Here is a 13,593-nt window from a genome sequence, read left to right on the forward strand (position 1 = left end):
AAGCACCGCAAAGCACCAGGACCATGCTCGCCGGCCGAAAGGCAGCCGCCCAACGGCCGGCCAGCGAGGTGCTAGCCGCCCAGGCGAGCCGCTTCGGCGCGCAGGCGTTCGCCCTTGGCGTGGGCCTGTTCCTTCAGCTCGCCCTGGAACTCCTCCATGCGTTCCCGCAGCTCAGGGTCCGACACCCCCAAGATGCGTACGGCCAGCAGCCCCGCGTTACGTGCCCCGCCCACCGCCACAGTGGCCACCGGCACCCCGGCCGGCATCTGCACGATCGACAGCAGCGAGTCCATCCCGTCCAGGTACTTCAGCGGCACCGGCACCCCGATCACCGGCAGCGGCGTCACCGAGGCCAGCATCCCCGGCAGGTGGGCCGCGCCCCCCGCGCCGGCGATGATCACCTTGACACCCCGCGCCGCGGCCTGACGGCCGTACTCGATCATCTCGGTCGGCATCCGGTGCGCGGAGACCACGTCGGCCTCGAACGGTACGCCGAACTCCGCCACCGCCTCAGCCGCGGCCTTCATCACCGGCCAGTCGGAGTCACTGCCCATCACAATGCCGATCATCACGCCGCCCTCCTTGCCCACAGAGATCTCACGTGTACTCCCCAGTGGTCAGGTAGACGGCGGCGTGCCTGGCACGAGCGCGTACGGTCTCAAGGTCATCGCCGACAGCGGTCACATGGCCGATCTTGCGGCCGGGCCGGACCTCTTTGCCGTAGAAGTGCAGTTTGATGCCGGGATCGTGAGCCATCACGTGCTCGTACCGCTTGAACAGGTCGGGGTCGTCGCCGCCGAGCAGGTTGGCCATGACGACGACGGGCGCGCTCATCGACGGCGAGCCGAGCGGCAGGTCGAGCACGGCCCGCAGGTGCTGCTCGAACTGCGAAGTGCGGGAGCCGTCGATCGTCCAGTGGCCGCTGTTGTGCGGCCGCATGGCCAGCTCGTTGACCTGCAGCCCGTCGGCCGTCTGGAACATCTCCACGGCCAGCAGCCCGGTCACGCCCAGCTCGTGCGCGATCTGCAGCGCGATCCGCTGGGCCTCCGCGGCCTCCTCCGGGTCGAGGCCGGGGGCGGGCGCGAGCACCTCGACGCAGATACCGTCCTGCTGCACGGTCTCCACGACCGGGTAGCTGACGCCCTGTCCGTGGGGCGAGCGGGCGACGAGTACGGCCAGCTCCCGCTCGAACGGCACGAACGCCTCGGCAATCATCGGCACACCACTGCTCAGGGCCTCCGCGACCTCGGCGGGAGTCCGGCAGACCCACACCCCGCGCCCGTCGTAGCCGCCCCTGATCGCCTTCAGCACGACCGGCCATCCGTGCTCGGCGGCGAAGGCGGAGACATCTTCGACGCTCGACACGCGGGCCCAGGCCGGGCAGGGCGCGCCGAACGAGGTCAGCCGCTCGCGCATCACGGCCTTGTCCTGGGCGTGCACCAGCGCGTCGGCCCCGGGCCGCACCGCGTGGCCCTCGGCGGCCAGCGCCCTGATGTGCTCGGTCGGCACGTGCTCGTGGTCGAACGTGATCGCGTGACAGCCCGTGGCGAACTCGCGCAGGTCGGCCAGCTCGCGGTAGTCGCCGAGCCGCGTATCGACGACGACCCTGGCGGCGCTCTCGTCAGAGGTGTTGGCCAGCACCCGCAATTCGACGCCCAGCGCGATGGCGGACTGCTGCGTCATCCTGGCCAGCTGGCCGGCGCCGACCATGCCGACGACCGGCCCGATTGGACTGTTTGCACTCACGCCAGCTGAGCTTACCCAACCTGCTCAGGCGGGGCCGCGCCGCACACCGACCGTGGTCAGGCCCTCCGCCGCCTTGATGACGCCGGCCAGGACGATGATCTCGGCGTCCTTCTTCAGCGGGTGGGCCAGGGCTGACGAGCCCGCCTTCGGGCGCTGCCGGTAGACGACGCGCAGCGCGTCGAAGGCGAGCATGGTGTCGGCCGACAGGGGGAGCGCCATCGTAGGCTGTTCGGGCAGCTCGACGTCGATGTCGAGCCGGTCCGGCCGTACCCGCCCGGGAAGCGCGGCCAGCTCGTCTCGCAGGCCGCGTACGGGATCCCCTGCCGGGAAGCGCACGCCCGCCACCCCGGCCGGGTCGGTGAGGTAGGTGAGGTGACGCTGCGCGACCACGCGGGCCTGGCTGATCAGCCCCGCGTCGGGGGTGATGGTGGTCGGCGTCTCCGGAGCCGCCCCGCGCGCGGGGATGGGTCCCGCGCCGAGCCGCCAGCGTCCGCCCTCACGCAGGAACACGAAGTACGCCGGCGACGGCTTGCTCGCCAGGGCGGCGAACCAGTCACCCTCGCCGGGCAGGAAGAAGCTGGGCTCGCTGTAGAGAGCCGGGCGGCCGTTCCGGGTGCCCTCACAGGCACGACCGCCCAGCGTCCTCTCCACCCATGTGGTCAGCTCGGCGACGGCGGCGCAGTCCCGCCGCTTCCATGCCTGGTCGAGCTGGCCGAGCAGCTGGAACGCCTGTTCGGCCGTCGCCGTGTCGACGCTGTGGGCGGCCGCCGGAGCGGAGGTCGGATCCTCGGGGGGCGCCACCGTGGCGACGCCTGTGGTGCCGCAACCGGCCGCCATGACGGTCAGGCCGACGAGCAGGACGAGCAGTCGAAGCGGCACAGGTGAACCCCGAGGGTCGTGGCCGTCTGCGACGGCGGTCCGTCTGAGCCCATCGCCGGTACGTACCGGCGATCTGCCACCGCAGCGTAACGCTACAGATTCGTAATTGTCGGGCATAAGGCGATATTTGTAAGCGTGTTGATAGGGGTGGGACGTCATCCGCCGTGGCCCACCACCAGCCTGACGGCCGGTACGCTGAAGTGGTCATGACCTGATTTGCGCCACGACCGGGAAGGGCCGAGTAGCAGACGTGAACTTCGCCAAGGGGCTCTACCAGCGGTTCTCGTCTCTCCTGCATGAGCTGACGAAGTTCGGGACCATCGGTGCCATCGCGTTCGTGGTCGACACCGGCCTGTACAACGTGTTCCTGGCGTTCGGCATGGGTCCGCTGACCTCCAAGGTGGCGGCCACGGTCATCTCGGCGACGTTCGCCTACCTGGGCAACCGCTTCTGGACCTTCCGGCATCGCGAGCAGAGCGGCCTGGGCCGCGAATACTTCCTGTTCTTCCTGCTCAACGGCATCGCGCTGCTGTTCGGGCTGCTGACCATCGGGTTCACCAAGTACACCCTGCACCTGCACGACCTGCTCAGCCTCAACATCGCCAACTTCGTCGGCGTCGGCCTCGGCACGCTGTTCCGCTACTGGTCGTACAAGAAGTGGGTGTTCCTGGAGGCCACCGAGCCCATCCCCACGGAGTTGCCCGGGGTCAAGCAGGACCGCTGACCACGCGGGTCCTGTCGTTCTCCTCTGCGTGGCGCAGGAAGATGGCGAACGTCGCCGGCCGGCGCCGTACGAGCTCCAGACGACCGCCGTCGGCGGCGGCCAGCGCGCGGGCCAGGGTAAGCCCCAGGCCGGTGCCCCCGGCCCCGCTGACGTTGCGCTCGAAGACCTTGGGGGCGATGTCGTCGGCGATGCCGGGGCCCTCGTCGGAGACCTCGGTCACCACGTAGTTGTCGCCACTGGTCGTGGTGACGGTGACGGTGCCGCCGCCGTGGCGCAGGGAGTTCTCCAGCAGTGAGGCGATGACCTGGCCGAACCCGCCGGTGGTGGCCAGCGCCCTGAGCCCGCGTGAGCCTTCGAGCAGCAGCGAGCGGCCCTCGCCGCGGAAGACCGGCTCCCACTCGGTGACCTGCTGGACCAGAACCTCGTCGATGCCGACGGGCTTGGCCTGGGCGTGCCGCTGGCGGCGGGCGGCGGCCAGCAGCTCGTCGATCACGGCGGTGAGGCGCTCGGCCTGCACGATGGCCGCCTCCCCCTCCTCGCGGACCACCTCCGGCTCCTCGCAGGCGGCGACGATCTCCTCCAGGCGCATGGTGAGGCCGGTGAGCGGGGTGCGGAGCTGGTGGGAGGCGTCGGTGGCGAACTCGCGTTCTCTGGTGAGCAGGTCGGAGATGCGGGTGGCGCTGCGGTCGAGCACCTGGGCCACCCGGTCGAGCTCGGGTATGCCGTAGCGATGTTTGCTGGGCCGGGCGTCCCCGGACCCGAGCCGGTCGGCGATCTTCGCCAGGTCCTGCAAGGGCAGCGTCAAGCGGCGTGACTGCACGATGGCCAGGCCCACCGCCACCGCCAGAGCCGCGACGGCCAGGGCCACGATCAGGAGCAGGCGTGCTCGAACATCCTGCTCCACCTGGTCCCGGTCGCGGCTCACCCGGACATAGATCCCGTTCTCGGACTGGGCGTCCGCGGTCATCTCGTGGCCGGGCGGCGGTGGGGTGCCGACGATGGTCGCCTTGGGCTGGGTGGCGCGCTCGTAGATCTGGATGTAGCGGTCGGGGTACTTCTGTTTGAGTTGCTGAGGATCGAGAGGTGTGTCCTGGATGCGGGCGTACTCGACCTCCCCCACCAGGCGCGTCGCCTCCGCCCTGAGCTCCTGGGCCGCCTCGTCGACGATCAGACGGCTGACCACGATGCCCAGGGGGACCCCCAGCAGCAGGACCGCGATGACCGCGACGAGCAGGGTGGATGTGAGCAGGCGTCGGCGCATCTCCTACTCGCGTTCGAAGCGGAAGCCGACTCCTCGGACGGTGGTGATGTAGCGAGGCTTGGCCGCGTCGTCGCCCAGCTTGCGACGCAGCCAGGAAATGTGCATGTCCAGGGTCTTGGTGGAGCCCCACCAGTTGGTGTCCCACACCTCCCGCATGATCTGCTCACGGGTGACGACCTTGCCAGCGTCGCGGACGAGCACGCGCAGCAGGTCGAATTCCTTGGTCGTAAGATGCAGCTCCTTCTCTCCCATCCAGGCTCGGCGGGAGTCGGCGTCGATGCGGACGCCCTGCACCACCGGCGTCTCCGAGGTGCCCCGGCGCAGCAGCGCGCGCACTCTGGCGAGCAGCTCGGCGAGCCGGAACGGCTTGGTGACGTAGTCGTCGGCGCCGGCGTCGAGGCCGACGACGGTGTCGACCTCGTCGACGCGGGCGGTGAGTATCAGGACCGGGGTGCCGTGCCCTTCGGCGCGGATCCGGCGCGCGACCTCCAGCCCGTCCATCTCTGGCAGGCCGAGGTCAAGAACGATGAGGTCGATGCCACCCGACAGGGCCCTTTCCAGGGCCTGCGGGCCGTCGGGGCTCACCTCAACCTGATAGCCCTCGCGGCGCAGCGCACGCGCGAGCGGCTCGGAAATCGAGGTGTCATCCTCGGCGAGAAGTACGCAGGTCATAAAGCGATCGTAGGACCTTAGGCGATCGTTTCCCGGTCACAGCGCGCGGTTTGACTCGTCGTTGACCTATCCATTGACCTGGGCAAACACAGATAAATGTCAGTTAGTCCCGCTTAAATTACCGCACTCGTCGGAGACAAAGGCGATTCCCGATCTTGCAGAATCGCAAAACCTTCTGTGCCGCCCGGCGTGTCGCGAAAACGCGCGCGCCCGCCGGGAGTACCGGCGGGCGCGTGGGACGGGCTCGATGGAGATTCAAGCGATGGAGACTCCAGCGATGGAGACTCCAGCGATGGAGACTCAAAGCGATGGAGACTCAGTCGTCGCTGGAGGGCGGCTCGGCGTAGCGGGCGAGGTAGAGCTGCTCGCCCAGCGCCCTGATCAGAGACAGCTCGGTCTCCAGGTAGTCGATGTGGAGCTCCTCGTCCGCGAGGATGTCCTCGAAGATCCGCGCGGAGGTGGCGTCGCCCTTCTCCCGCATGAGCTGGATGCCCGGCCGCAGCCGGGCCACGACCGACAGCTCCACCTCCAGGTCGGCCCGCAGCTGCTCCTCGACCGTCTGGCCGATGTGCAGCGTGCCGAGACGCTGGTAGTTGGGCAGTCCCTCAAGGAAAAGGATGCGATCGGTGAGACGCTCGGCGTGGCGCATCTCATCGATGGATTCGGCTCGGGTGTGCTCGGCGAGCTTGGTGTAGCCCCAGTTCTCCTGCATTTTGGCGTGCAGGAAGTACTGGTTGATCGCGGTCAATTCCGCAGTGAGCTGCTCGTTGAGCAGCTCGATGATCTGGATGTCGCCCTGCATGAACGGGCTCCTCGTGCTATGCGGTTGCGAGTTCCTCAGACCGCTTCAGGATCGCACATATCTTCCTGACACAAGTCGCACAGTCGCCCCCGGCGCCCGTGGTGTCGCGGATCTGCTTGGCACTCCTCGCGCCCGCGGCAATGCAGTCGTGGACCTCGTTCTCGGTCACGGCACGACAGACACAGACGTACATGCGGGGAAAAGCCTCTCACGACGAAGGGACACCAGAGGTTAGGCACACCTAAGGTAACCCACTTCGGTAAGGCTTGCCTATGTTAGGTACGACACAGATCAGTGACCCCGGGCGATCCACTCCTCCAGGTGCGGCGCCTCGGCCCCGATCGACGTCGAGTCACCGTGGCCGGTGTGCACGACCGTCTCGCCGGGCAGACCCAGCAGCCGCCGGGCGATCGAGTCGACGATGTTGTCGAACGACGAGTAGGACCGGCCGGTCGCCCCGGGCCCGCCCTTGAACAGCGTGTCGCCGCTGAACAGGACGCCGAGGTCGGGGGCGTACAGGCAGACCGCGCCCGGCGCGTGGCCGGGGGTGTGGAGCACCTCCAGCGCGATCCCGCCGACCTCGACCTTCTCGCCGTCGGCCAGGGGCTCGTACGGCACCTCCTGGCCGTACACCTGGTCCCAGAGGACCTGGTCGGCGGGGTGCAGCCGGATCGGCGCCCCGGTCAGCTCGGCGAGCTCCTTCGCGGCGTTGATGTGGTCGTTGTGCGCGTGCGTGCAGAGGACGGCCTTGACCGTACGCTCGCCGACGCGGTCGGCGATGGCGCGCGCGTCGTGCGCCGCGTCGATGACGACCACCTCGCGGGCGTCGCCGACCAGCCAGACGTTGTTGTCGACGTCCCAGGTGCCGCCGTCGAGCGAGAACGTCCCCGAGGTGATGACCCTGTCGATCATCTAGAGGACCACCACCGAGCGCAGCACCTCGCCGCGATGCATCTTGGCGAAGGCCTCCTCGACCTCGTCCAGCGCGATGGTCTCCGACACGAACTTGTCGAGCGGGAGCCGCCCCTGCAGGAACAGGTCGATCAGCATGGGGAAGTCGCGCGAGGGCAGGCAGTCGCCGTACCACGAGGACTTGAGCGAGCCGCCGCGCCCGAACACATCCAGCAGCGGCAACTCCAGCGCCATCTCGGGCGTCGGCACGCCGACGAGCACGACGGTGCCGGCCAGGTCGCGGGCGTAGAACGCCTGCTTGTACGTCTCGGGGCGGCCGACGGCCTCGATGACCACGTCGGCGCCGAAGCCGCCGGTGAGGTCGCGAATCGCCTCAACCGGGTCGTTCGCCCGCGAGTTGACCGTGTCGGTGGCGCCGAAGCCGCGCGCCCATTCGAGCTTGCTGTCGTCCACGTCGACCGCGATGATCTTCGCGGCGCCGGCGAGCGACGCGCCCAGGACCGCGGCGTCGCCCACGCCGCCGCAGCCGATGACGGCGACCGTGTCGCCCCTGGAGACGTTGCCCGTGTTGAGCGCGGCCCCGAGCCCGGCCATGACGCCGCAGCCGAGCAGCCCGGCCACCTCGGCGGGCGCGTCGGCGGAGACCTTGGTGCACTGCCCCGCGGCGACCAGCGTCTTGCCCAGGAACGCGCCGATGCCCAGCGCGGGCGAGAGCTCGGTGCCGTCGGCCAGTGTCATCTTCTGGGCGGCGTTGTGGGTGTTGAAGCAGTACCACGGGCGCCCGCGCAGGCAGGCCCGGCACTGGCCGCACACGGCCCGCCAGTTGAGGATCACGAAGTCGCCGGGCGCGACCCCGGTGACACCCTCGCCCACCGCCTCGACCACGCCCGCGGCCTCGTGCCCGAGCAGGAACGGGAAGTCGTCGTTGATGCCGCCCTCCCGGTAGTGCAGGTCGGTATGGCAGACCCCACAGGCCTTGACGGTCACCACCGCCTCCCCTGGTCCGGGATCGGGCACCAGCACCGTCTCGACCGATACTTCCTGGCCCTTACCTCGGGCGATGACTCCCTGCACTTCGTACGGCATGGCAGCCATCTTGTGTCAAGGGGATGATCTCCGCAAGGCGTAGGGCTGCACCATCCCGATCCCCCGCGCCGGCCTGCGCCGGATCCTGCGGAGCTCGAAGCCCGTGTCGCCGTCGAGACCCTCGGCCAATTCGGCGTCCACGACGATGGTGCCCGGCCGGGCGATGGCGGTGAGCCGGGCGGCAAGATTTACCGTCGTGCCGAAGACGTCGCCCATCATGGGCAGGACCGGCCCGTAGGCCAGGCCGATGCGCAAGTCGCCCGGCTCCACCAGATCGAGCGCGATCGCCGCCGCGTCGGCCGGGGTGTGGGCGGTGAACAGGACCTCGTCGCCGAGCGTCTTGACCAGCCGGCCGCCGTGCGCGGCCACCACGTCGGAGGCCCGCGCCTCGAACCCCTCGACCAGCGCGGCCAGCTCCCGCTCGTCGAGTTCGCGGGAGCGCCGGGTGAAGGAGACGAGGTCGGCGAAGCCCACGGCGATCGACACGCGGGCGGGGATGTTCTCCTCATCGAGGTCGGCGACAGATAGCAGCCGGGTGCCCGCGGCGGCCAGCTGCGCCCGCCAGACGTGGATCAGCACCTGCTCGAAGTCGGGCAGGAGCTGCCGGGCCGTGTCGAGCACCCGGCCGAGGTCGTCGTCGGAGGGCCGCTCGCCGGGCGGCAGCATCGCGCCAATCATGATCTCGGCCTGCCACTGGGCCAGCCTGGCGGTGGTCTGGCCGAGCGCGCGGGCCATCCGGATGACGGTCGGCTCGTCGAGCAGGCCGTTGGCGAGCATCCCGCTCACCCGCCGCAGCGCGTCGACGTCACCGTCGGAGAAGGCCACCGCGTCGTCGGCGAGGGAGGCGAAGCCCAGCGCCCGCCAGATGCGCTCGGCCAGCGCCGGTGACACGCCGGCCTCGGCCGACACCTCCGCCTTGGTGTGACGGGCGGGCATGCCGACCAGCAGCCGGTCGATCTCCTCAGCGGTGGGCCTGTTCAATGGCCGTCGATATCTCCGTCGGAGGCGTCCTCCAGGAGGCGGAACAGGTCGGTCCTGACGTCCTGGATGTGGGGGATGTCGCGCAGCGCGATCTGCCCCCGATCGCCCGCCGACTCGACGGTGAGCGTGCCGCAGCCCAGGATGCGCTCGAAGAAGGTCTGGTCGGAGCTGACCGTGTTGACCTTGGCCATCGGGATCTCGTCCGTCGACTTGTTGAGCACGCCCATGCTGATCGTGAAGCGGTGGGTGGTGAGCACGTAGCCGGTGTTCTTCCACTGCAGGTACGGCACGAACGACCAGACCGTCAGCAGCAGCACGGCGACGACGCCGACGGCGATCCTGGCGTAGTTGGCGTACTCGAAGCTGCCGGGAATGAGGAAGATCGCCACGCCCGAGGCGGCGACGATCAGCACGAGCGCGATGAAGGGCACCACGAGCCGCTTCCAGTGCGGGTGGAACGACCTGATGCGTCGCTCACCCTGCGTCAAGTGGTGGTCGGGGAGGGTCATGGGCAAATGGTGTCACCTCCGCGCCGCCGGGGCTACGAGGACGCGCGAACGTGGACGACGTCGCCCGCGCTCAATGTGTGCCGCTGGCCGCTGGCGGTCACCTGGAGGTGTCCGGCCTGGTCGATGCCGGTCGCCTGGCCGGTCAGCACCTGGTCGCCGGGCAGCTCGATGCGTACCTCCCGCCCGATGGTGGCGCTCGACGCCTGGTAGGCGGCGCGCAGGCCGCACGCGTCGGCGTCTCCGCCCGCCTCGGACCAGTCGCGGTAGTGCCTCTCGACCTCCCTGAGCACGGCCCTGAGCAGCGGATCCCGGTCCACGCACGCGGCCTGCTCGATGGCCAGCGAGGTGGCCGTCTCCACGGGGAGCTCCTCGGGCTTGAGCGAGACGTTCAGGCCCATTCCGATGACCACGGCGTCCTCCGCCCGCTCGGCCAGGATCCCGGCCAGCTTGCGCTCGCCGATCAGCAGGTCGTTCGGCCACTTGAGCCGTACGTCCACCTCCGCCAGCCGGCGCACGGCCGAGGCCGCCGCCACGCCGAACAGCAGCGCCAGCCATCCCTGCGCGGCGATGGGCACCCGTGGGCGCAGCAGGACGGAGACGGTCAGCCCTGAGCGCGGCGGCGCGATCCAGGTGCGGCCCAGCCGGCCCCGGCCGGCCACCTGCGACTCGGCGACCAGGATCCGGCCCTCCTCGACACCCTGTCTGGCGGTCTCGGCGAGGTCGGCGTTGGTCGAGCCGGTGCTCTCGACGACGCTCACGCCGGTCCACAGGCTGCCGGGGCGTACGAGGGCGTGGTTGAGCGCCACCTCGGACAGGGGCGGACGGTCGAGGTCGGAGTAGCGCGAGTCCGGCATTCCTCCATCTTCGCCCAAGGTCGGCTGTCCTCTGACGCCCCACGCGGGTGAAGATGGGGAGATGAGCAGACGTCTGGATCCACGTAACTGGGCCTCGTGGCGACCGTTCGGCCTCGGGTTGCGCAAGCCGAACAACTATCTGGAACTGCTGAAGGCGTTTCGATCGGTCAAGGGCAACAGGCGTTACGCCTGGCGGATTCTCCAGCAGGGCACGTGTGACGGGTGCGCGCTGGGCACGCGGGGCATGCGCGACTGGACCATGGACGAGATCCACCTGTGCAACATCCGGCTGCGGCTGCTGCCGCTGAACACGATGCCGGCGCTCGACGTCTCGCTGCTGGGTGACGTCTCCGGGCTGGCCGGTAAGAAGAGCGCCGAATTGCGAGAGCTCGGGCGGCTTCCGTACCCCATGCTCCGGCGGGCGGGTGAGCCGGGCTTCCGGCGGATCTCGTGGGACGAGGCGCTGGGGGTGGCCGCCGGCGGGCTGCGGGACGCGCGCTTCGGCGCCTACCTGACCAGCCGCGGCATGCCGAACGAGAACTACTACGTGGCGCAGAAGGCGGTCCGCGCGCTGGGCACCAACAGCGTGGACAACGCCGCGCGCATCTGCCACTCCCCCTCGACCGTCGCGCTCAAGCAGACGATCGGCGCGGCGGCCACCACCTGCTCCTACACCGACTGGATCGGCTCCGACCTGATCGTCTTCATCGGGTCGAACCCGTCCAACAATCAGCCCGTGGCGATGAAGTACCTCTATCACGCCAAGAAGGCCGGCACGCGCGTGGCCATGGTCAACGCCTACCGCGAGCCCGGCATGGACCGCTACTGGGTGCCGTCGAACGCCGAGTCGGCGGTGTTCGGGACGAAGATCACTGACGAGTTCTTCGGCGTGAACGTGGGCGGCGACATCGGCTTCCTCAACGGCGTGCTCAAGCACCTGATCGAGAACGACTGGGTGGACAAGGCGTTCGTCGACCAGCGGACCTCCGGCTTCGAGGAGGTACGCCAGGCGCTGGCCGACCAGTCGTGGGAGGCTCTGGAGGCGCTGTCCGGGGCGACCCGCGACGAGATGCTCCGGCTGGCCCGGCTGCTCGGCGAGGCGAAGTCGGCGGTGCTGGTCTGGTCGATGGGCATCACGCAGCACGCCTTCGGCGAGGACAACGTCCGCTCGATCGTGAACCTGGCCCTGGCGCGCGGATTCCTGGGGCGCGACAACTGCGGGCTGATGCCGATCCGCGGGCACAGCGGGGTGCAGGGCGGGGCCGAGATGGGCGCGTACGCCACCGGCCTGCCGGGTGGCCTGCCGATCACCCCAGAAAACGCCGCAAGATTTACCGATATTTGGGGATTTGAGGTGCCGACGGCGCCGGGTCTGACCGCGACCGACATGATCGACGCGGCCCACTCGGGCGACCTCGACGCGCTCATCTCCTCGGGCGGCAACTTCCTGGAGGTGCTGCCCGATCCCAGCTACTGCCGGGAGGCGCTGTCCCGGCTCAAGCTCCGGGTGCACATCGACATCGTGCTGTCCTCGCAGATGCTGGTGCCGTCCGAGGGCGACGTGCTGCTGCTGCCCGCCCAGACCCGCTACGAGATGACCGGCGGGGTGACCGAGACCTCCACCGAGCGCCGGATCATCTTCTCGCCCGAGATCGAGGGGCCGCGGATCGGCGAGGCGTGGCCGGAGTGGAAGATCTTCGGCGAACTGGCCGCCCACACAAACCCCGAAATTTCGGCAAAAGTCCGTTTCACCGGGACCTCGCGGATCCGCGAGGAGATCGAGCAGGCCGTGCCGTTCTACCAGGGCATTTCCGACCTCAAGGCGTTCGGGGACAACGTCCAGTACGGCGGGCGCCACCTGTTCGCCGACGGCCGCTTCAACACCCCTGACGGGCGCGGCGTGTTCTCCGCCGTCGAGCCGCCCGCGCTGGAGCGCCCCGACGGCACGTTCATGGTGGCCACGCGGCGCGGCAAGCAGTTCAACAGCATGGTCCACGAGCGCCTCGACGGCTTCAACGGCGCGATGCGCGAGGCCGTGCTGATGAGCCCCTATGACGCCGACCGCCTCGGCCTGCCCGACGGCACTCCGGTCGAGCTGCGTTCGGGCGAGCGTACGTACGGGGGCAAAGTCCTCCGCGCGCCACTGATGCCGGGCAACCTGCAGATCCACTGGCCGGAGGGCAACGTACTCCTCGACGAGACCAGGCGCTCGCCCCAGGCCAGGATCCCCGACTACAACGCGCTCGTCACCGTGCGGCGACTATGACCGACCGGCTGACCCGCGTGGGTCCCACCACCCGCATCCGCGTCCGCGAGCTGTCCGGCTCCACGGTCCGCGACCGGCGCGACGACCTCGCCACCGAGGAGCCGCTGGAGATCCGCCTCAGCGCACTGGACGGGACGCGCAAGACCGTCGCCATCACCATGCGCACCCCCGGCCACGACTTCGAGCTGGCCGCCGGGTTCCTGCACGGGGAGGGCCTGGTCAAGCCCGGCGGCATCGCGGCCATCGCGTACTGCACCGACGAGGACCTCCCGCCGGAGGCCCGCTACAACACGGTCACCGTACGCCTGCACGGCCCGATCCCCGACCTGCCCACACTGGACCGCCACTTCCTCACCTCCAGCGCCTGCGGCGTGTGCGGCTCGGCCAGCCTCGACGACCTGCACGACCGCTGCTCGCCGCTTCCCCGCGGCGATCTCGTCCTCACCCCCGAGGTCCTGTACGGCCTGCCGGACGCGCTACGGGCGGGCCAGGGCGTCTTCGGTAAGACGGGCGGCCTGCACGCGGCCGGGCTGTTCCGGCCCGACGGGACGCTGGTGGCGCTCAGGGAGGACGTGGGCCGGCACAACGCGGTGGACAAACTGGTCGGCTGGGCATCGCTCGGCCAGCGGCTCCCCCTGACCGAGCACGTGCTGATGGTCAGCGGCCGGGCCAGCTACGAGATCATGCAGAAGGCCCTGGCCGCTGGCGTACCGGCGGTGTGCGCGGTGTCGGCCCCCTCGTCGCTGGCCGTTGACCTGGCCAGGGAGTTCGGCATGACGCTCGTCGGGTTCCTGCGCGGGCAGCGGTGCAACGTGTACGCGGGTCAGGAGCGCGTATTAGTGGAATGAAGCGTTCCGTTCTGCTACTGTTGGAACAGAACAACCCGTTCCGACAAGGAGCC

General features: G+C 69.6%; 15 protein-coding genes. 3 read left to right on the forward strand and 12 right to left on the reverse strand.

Annotated features, from left to right (window positions below; all coding sequences use genetic code 11):
- Positions 1-71 precede the first annotated feature (71 nt).
- The 3 genes from purE to AB0J16_RS36900 are packed head-to-tail and all read right to left on the reverse strand — an operon-like array spanning position 72 to position 2,625.
- A complete protein-coding gene (gene purE / locus AB0J16_RS36890) occupies positions 72-569 on the reverse strand; it encodes a 5-(carboxyamino)imidazole ribonucleotide mutase (RefSeq protein ID WP_357948859.1) in 498 nt (165 codons plus the stop codon).
- Between the two features lie 28 nt (positions 570-597).
- Positions 598-1,746 carry a 5-(carboxyamino)imidazole ribonucleotide synthase gene (locus tag AB0J16_RS36895; protein ID WP_358548466.1) on the reverse strand — a complete coding sequence of 383 codons (1,149 nt, stop codon included), beginning with the start codon at positions 1,744-1,746 and terminating at the stop codon, positions 598-600.
- Between the two features lie 24 nt (positions 1,747-1,770).
- Positions 1,771-2,625, reverse strand: a complete 855-nt coding sequence (locus AB0J16_RS36900) for a hypothetical protein (RefSeq protein ID WP_358548469.1) — start codon at positions 2,623-2,625, stop codon at positions 1,771-1,773.
- 250 nt (positions 2,626-2,875) lie between these two features.
- On the opposite strand from AB0J16_RS36900, the gene AB0J16_RS36905 reads away from it, so the two are divergent.
- Complete coding sequence (locus tag AB0J16_RS36905) at positions 2,876-3,349, forward strand: GtrA family protein (protein WP_358548472.1); 474 nt, start codon at positions 2,876-2,878, stop codon at positions 3,347-3,349.
- Here the strand turns inward: AB0J16_RS36905 and AB0J16_RS36910 are convergent.
- The 9 genes from AB0J16_RS36910 to AB0J16_RS36950 form a co-directional block, all read right to left on the reverse strand.
- Positions 3,333-4,610 carry an ATP-binding protein gene (locus AB0J16_RS36910; protein WP_358431747.1) on the reverse strand — a complete coding sequence of 426 codons (1,278 nt, stop codon included), beginning with the start codon at positions 4,608-4,610 and terminating at the stop codon, positions 3,333-3,335. The two genes, AB0J16_RS36905 and AB0J16_RS36910, sit on opposite strands and share 17 nt — an antisense overlap.
- Positions 4,611-4,613: 3 nt before the next feature.
- The gene (locus AB0J16_RS36915) at positions 4,614-5,282 is read right to left on the reverse strand and encodes a response regulator transcription factor (protein WP_043620820.1); all 669 of its coding nucleotides are present in this window, start codon (positions 5,280-5,282) and stop codon (positions 4,614-4,616) included.
- A gap of 316 nt (positions 5,283-5,598) precedes the next feature.
- A complete protein-coding gene (gene bfr / locus AB0J16_RS36920) occupies positions 5,599-6,084 on the reverse strand; it encodes a bacterioferritin (protein ID WP_358431745.1) in 486 nt (161 codons plus the stop codon).
- A 16-nt stretch (positions 6,085-6,100) separates the two neighbouring features.
- Complete coding sequence (locus AB0J16_RS36925; protein ID WP_357651140.1) at positions 6,101-6,277, reverse strand: (2Fe-2S)-binding protein; 177 nt, start codon at positions 6,275-6,277, stop codon at positions 6,101-6,103.
- A gap of 98 nt (positions 6,278-6,375) precedes the next feature.
- Positions 6,376-6,996, reverse strand: coding sequence for an MBL fold metallo-hydrolase (locus tag AB0J16_RS36930; RefSeq protein WP_358548474.1), 621 nt, complete (start codon positions 6,994-6,996; stop codon positions 6,376-6,378).
- A complete protein-coding gene (locus AB0J16_RS36935; RefSeq protein WP_358548477.1) occupies positions 6,997-8,082 on the reverse strand; it encodes an S-(hydroxymethyl)mycothiol dehydrogenase in 1,086 nt (361 codons plus the stop codon).
- A gap of 15 nt (positions 8,083-8,097) precedes the next feature.
- Complete coding sequence (locus AB0J16_RS36940; protein WP_358548850.1) at positions 8,098-9,018, reverse strand: adenylate/guanylate cyclase domain-containing protein; 921 nt, start codon at positions 9,016-9,018, stop codon at positions 8,098-8,100.
- Between the two features lie 41 nt (positions 9,019-9,059).
- On the reverse strand, positions 9,060-9,572 hold the full coding sequence (locus AB0J16_RS36945) for a PH domain-containing protein (RefSeq protein WP_358548480.1): 513 nt from the start codon (positions 9,570-9,572) through the stop codon (positions 9,060-9,062).
- A gap of 32 nt (positions 9,573-9,604) precedes the next feature.
- Positions 9,605-10,426, reverse strand: coding sequence for a biotin--[acetyl-CoA-carboxylase] ligase (locus AB0J16_RS36950; protein WP_358548482.1), 822 nt, complete (start codon positions 10,424-10,426; stop codon positions 9,605-9,607).
- Positions 10,427-10,487: 61 nt separating this feature from the next.
- Here AB0J16_RS36950 and AB0J16_RS36955 point away from each other — a divergent pair, with 61 nt between their 5' ends.
- Complete coding sequence (locus AB0J16_RS36955) at positions 10,488-12,692, forward strand: FdhF/YdeP family oxidoreductase (protein ID WP_358548485.1); 2,205 nt, start codon at positions 10,488-10,490, stop codon at positions 12,690-12,692.
- Entirely contained in the window at positions 12,689-13,540 is an 852-nt protein-coding gene (gene fdhD / locus AB0J16_RS36960; protein ID WP_358548488.1) for a formate dehydrogenase accessory sulfurtransferase FdhD, read from the forward strand. Before AB0J16_RS36955 ends, fdhD begins: the two co-directional genes overlap by 4 nt.
- Positions 13,541-13,593 lie beyond the last annotated feature (53 nt).

This window comes from Nonomuraea sp. NPDC049750 (assembly GCF_040659625.1).
Lineage (GTDB): Bacteria > Actinomycetota > Actinomycetes > Streptosporangiales > Streptosporangiaceae > Nonomuraea.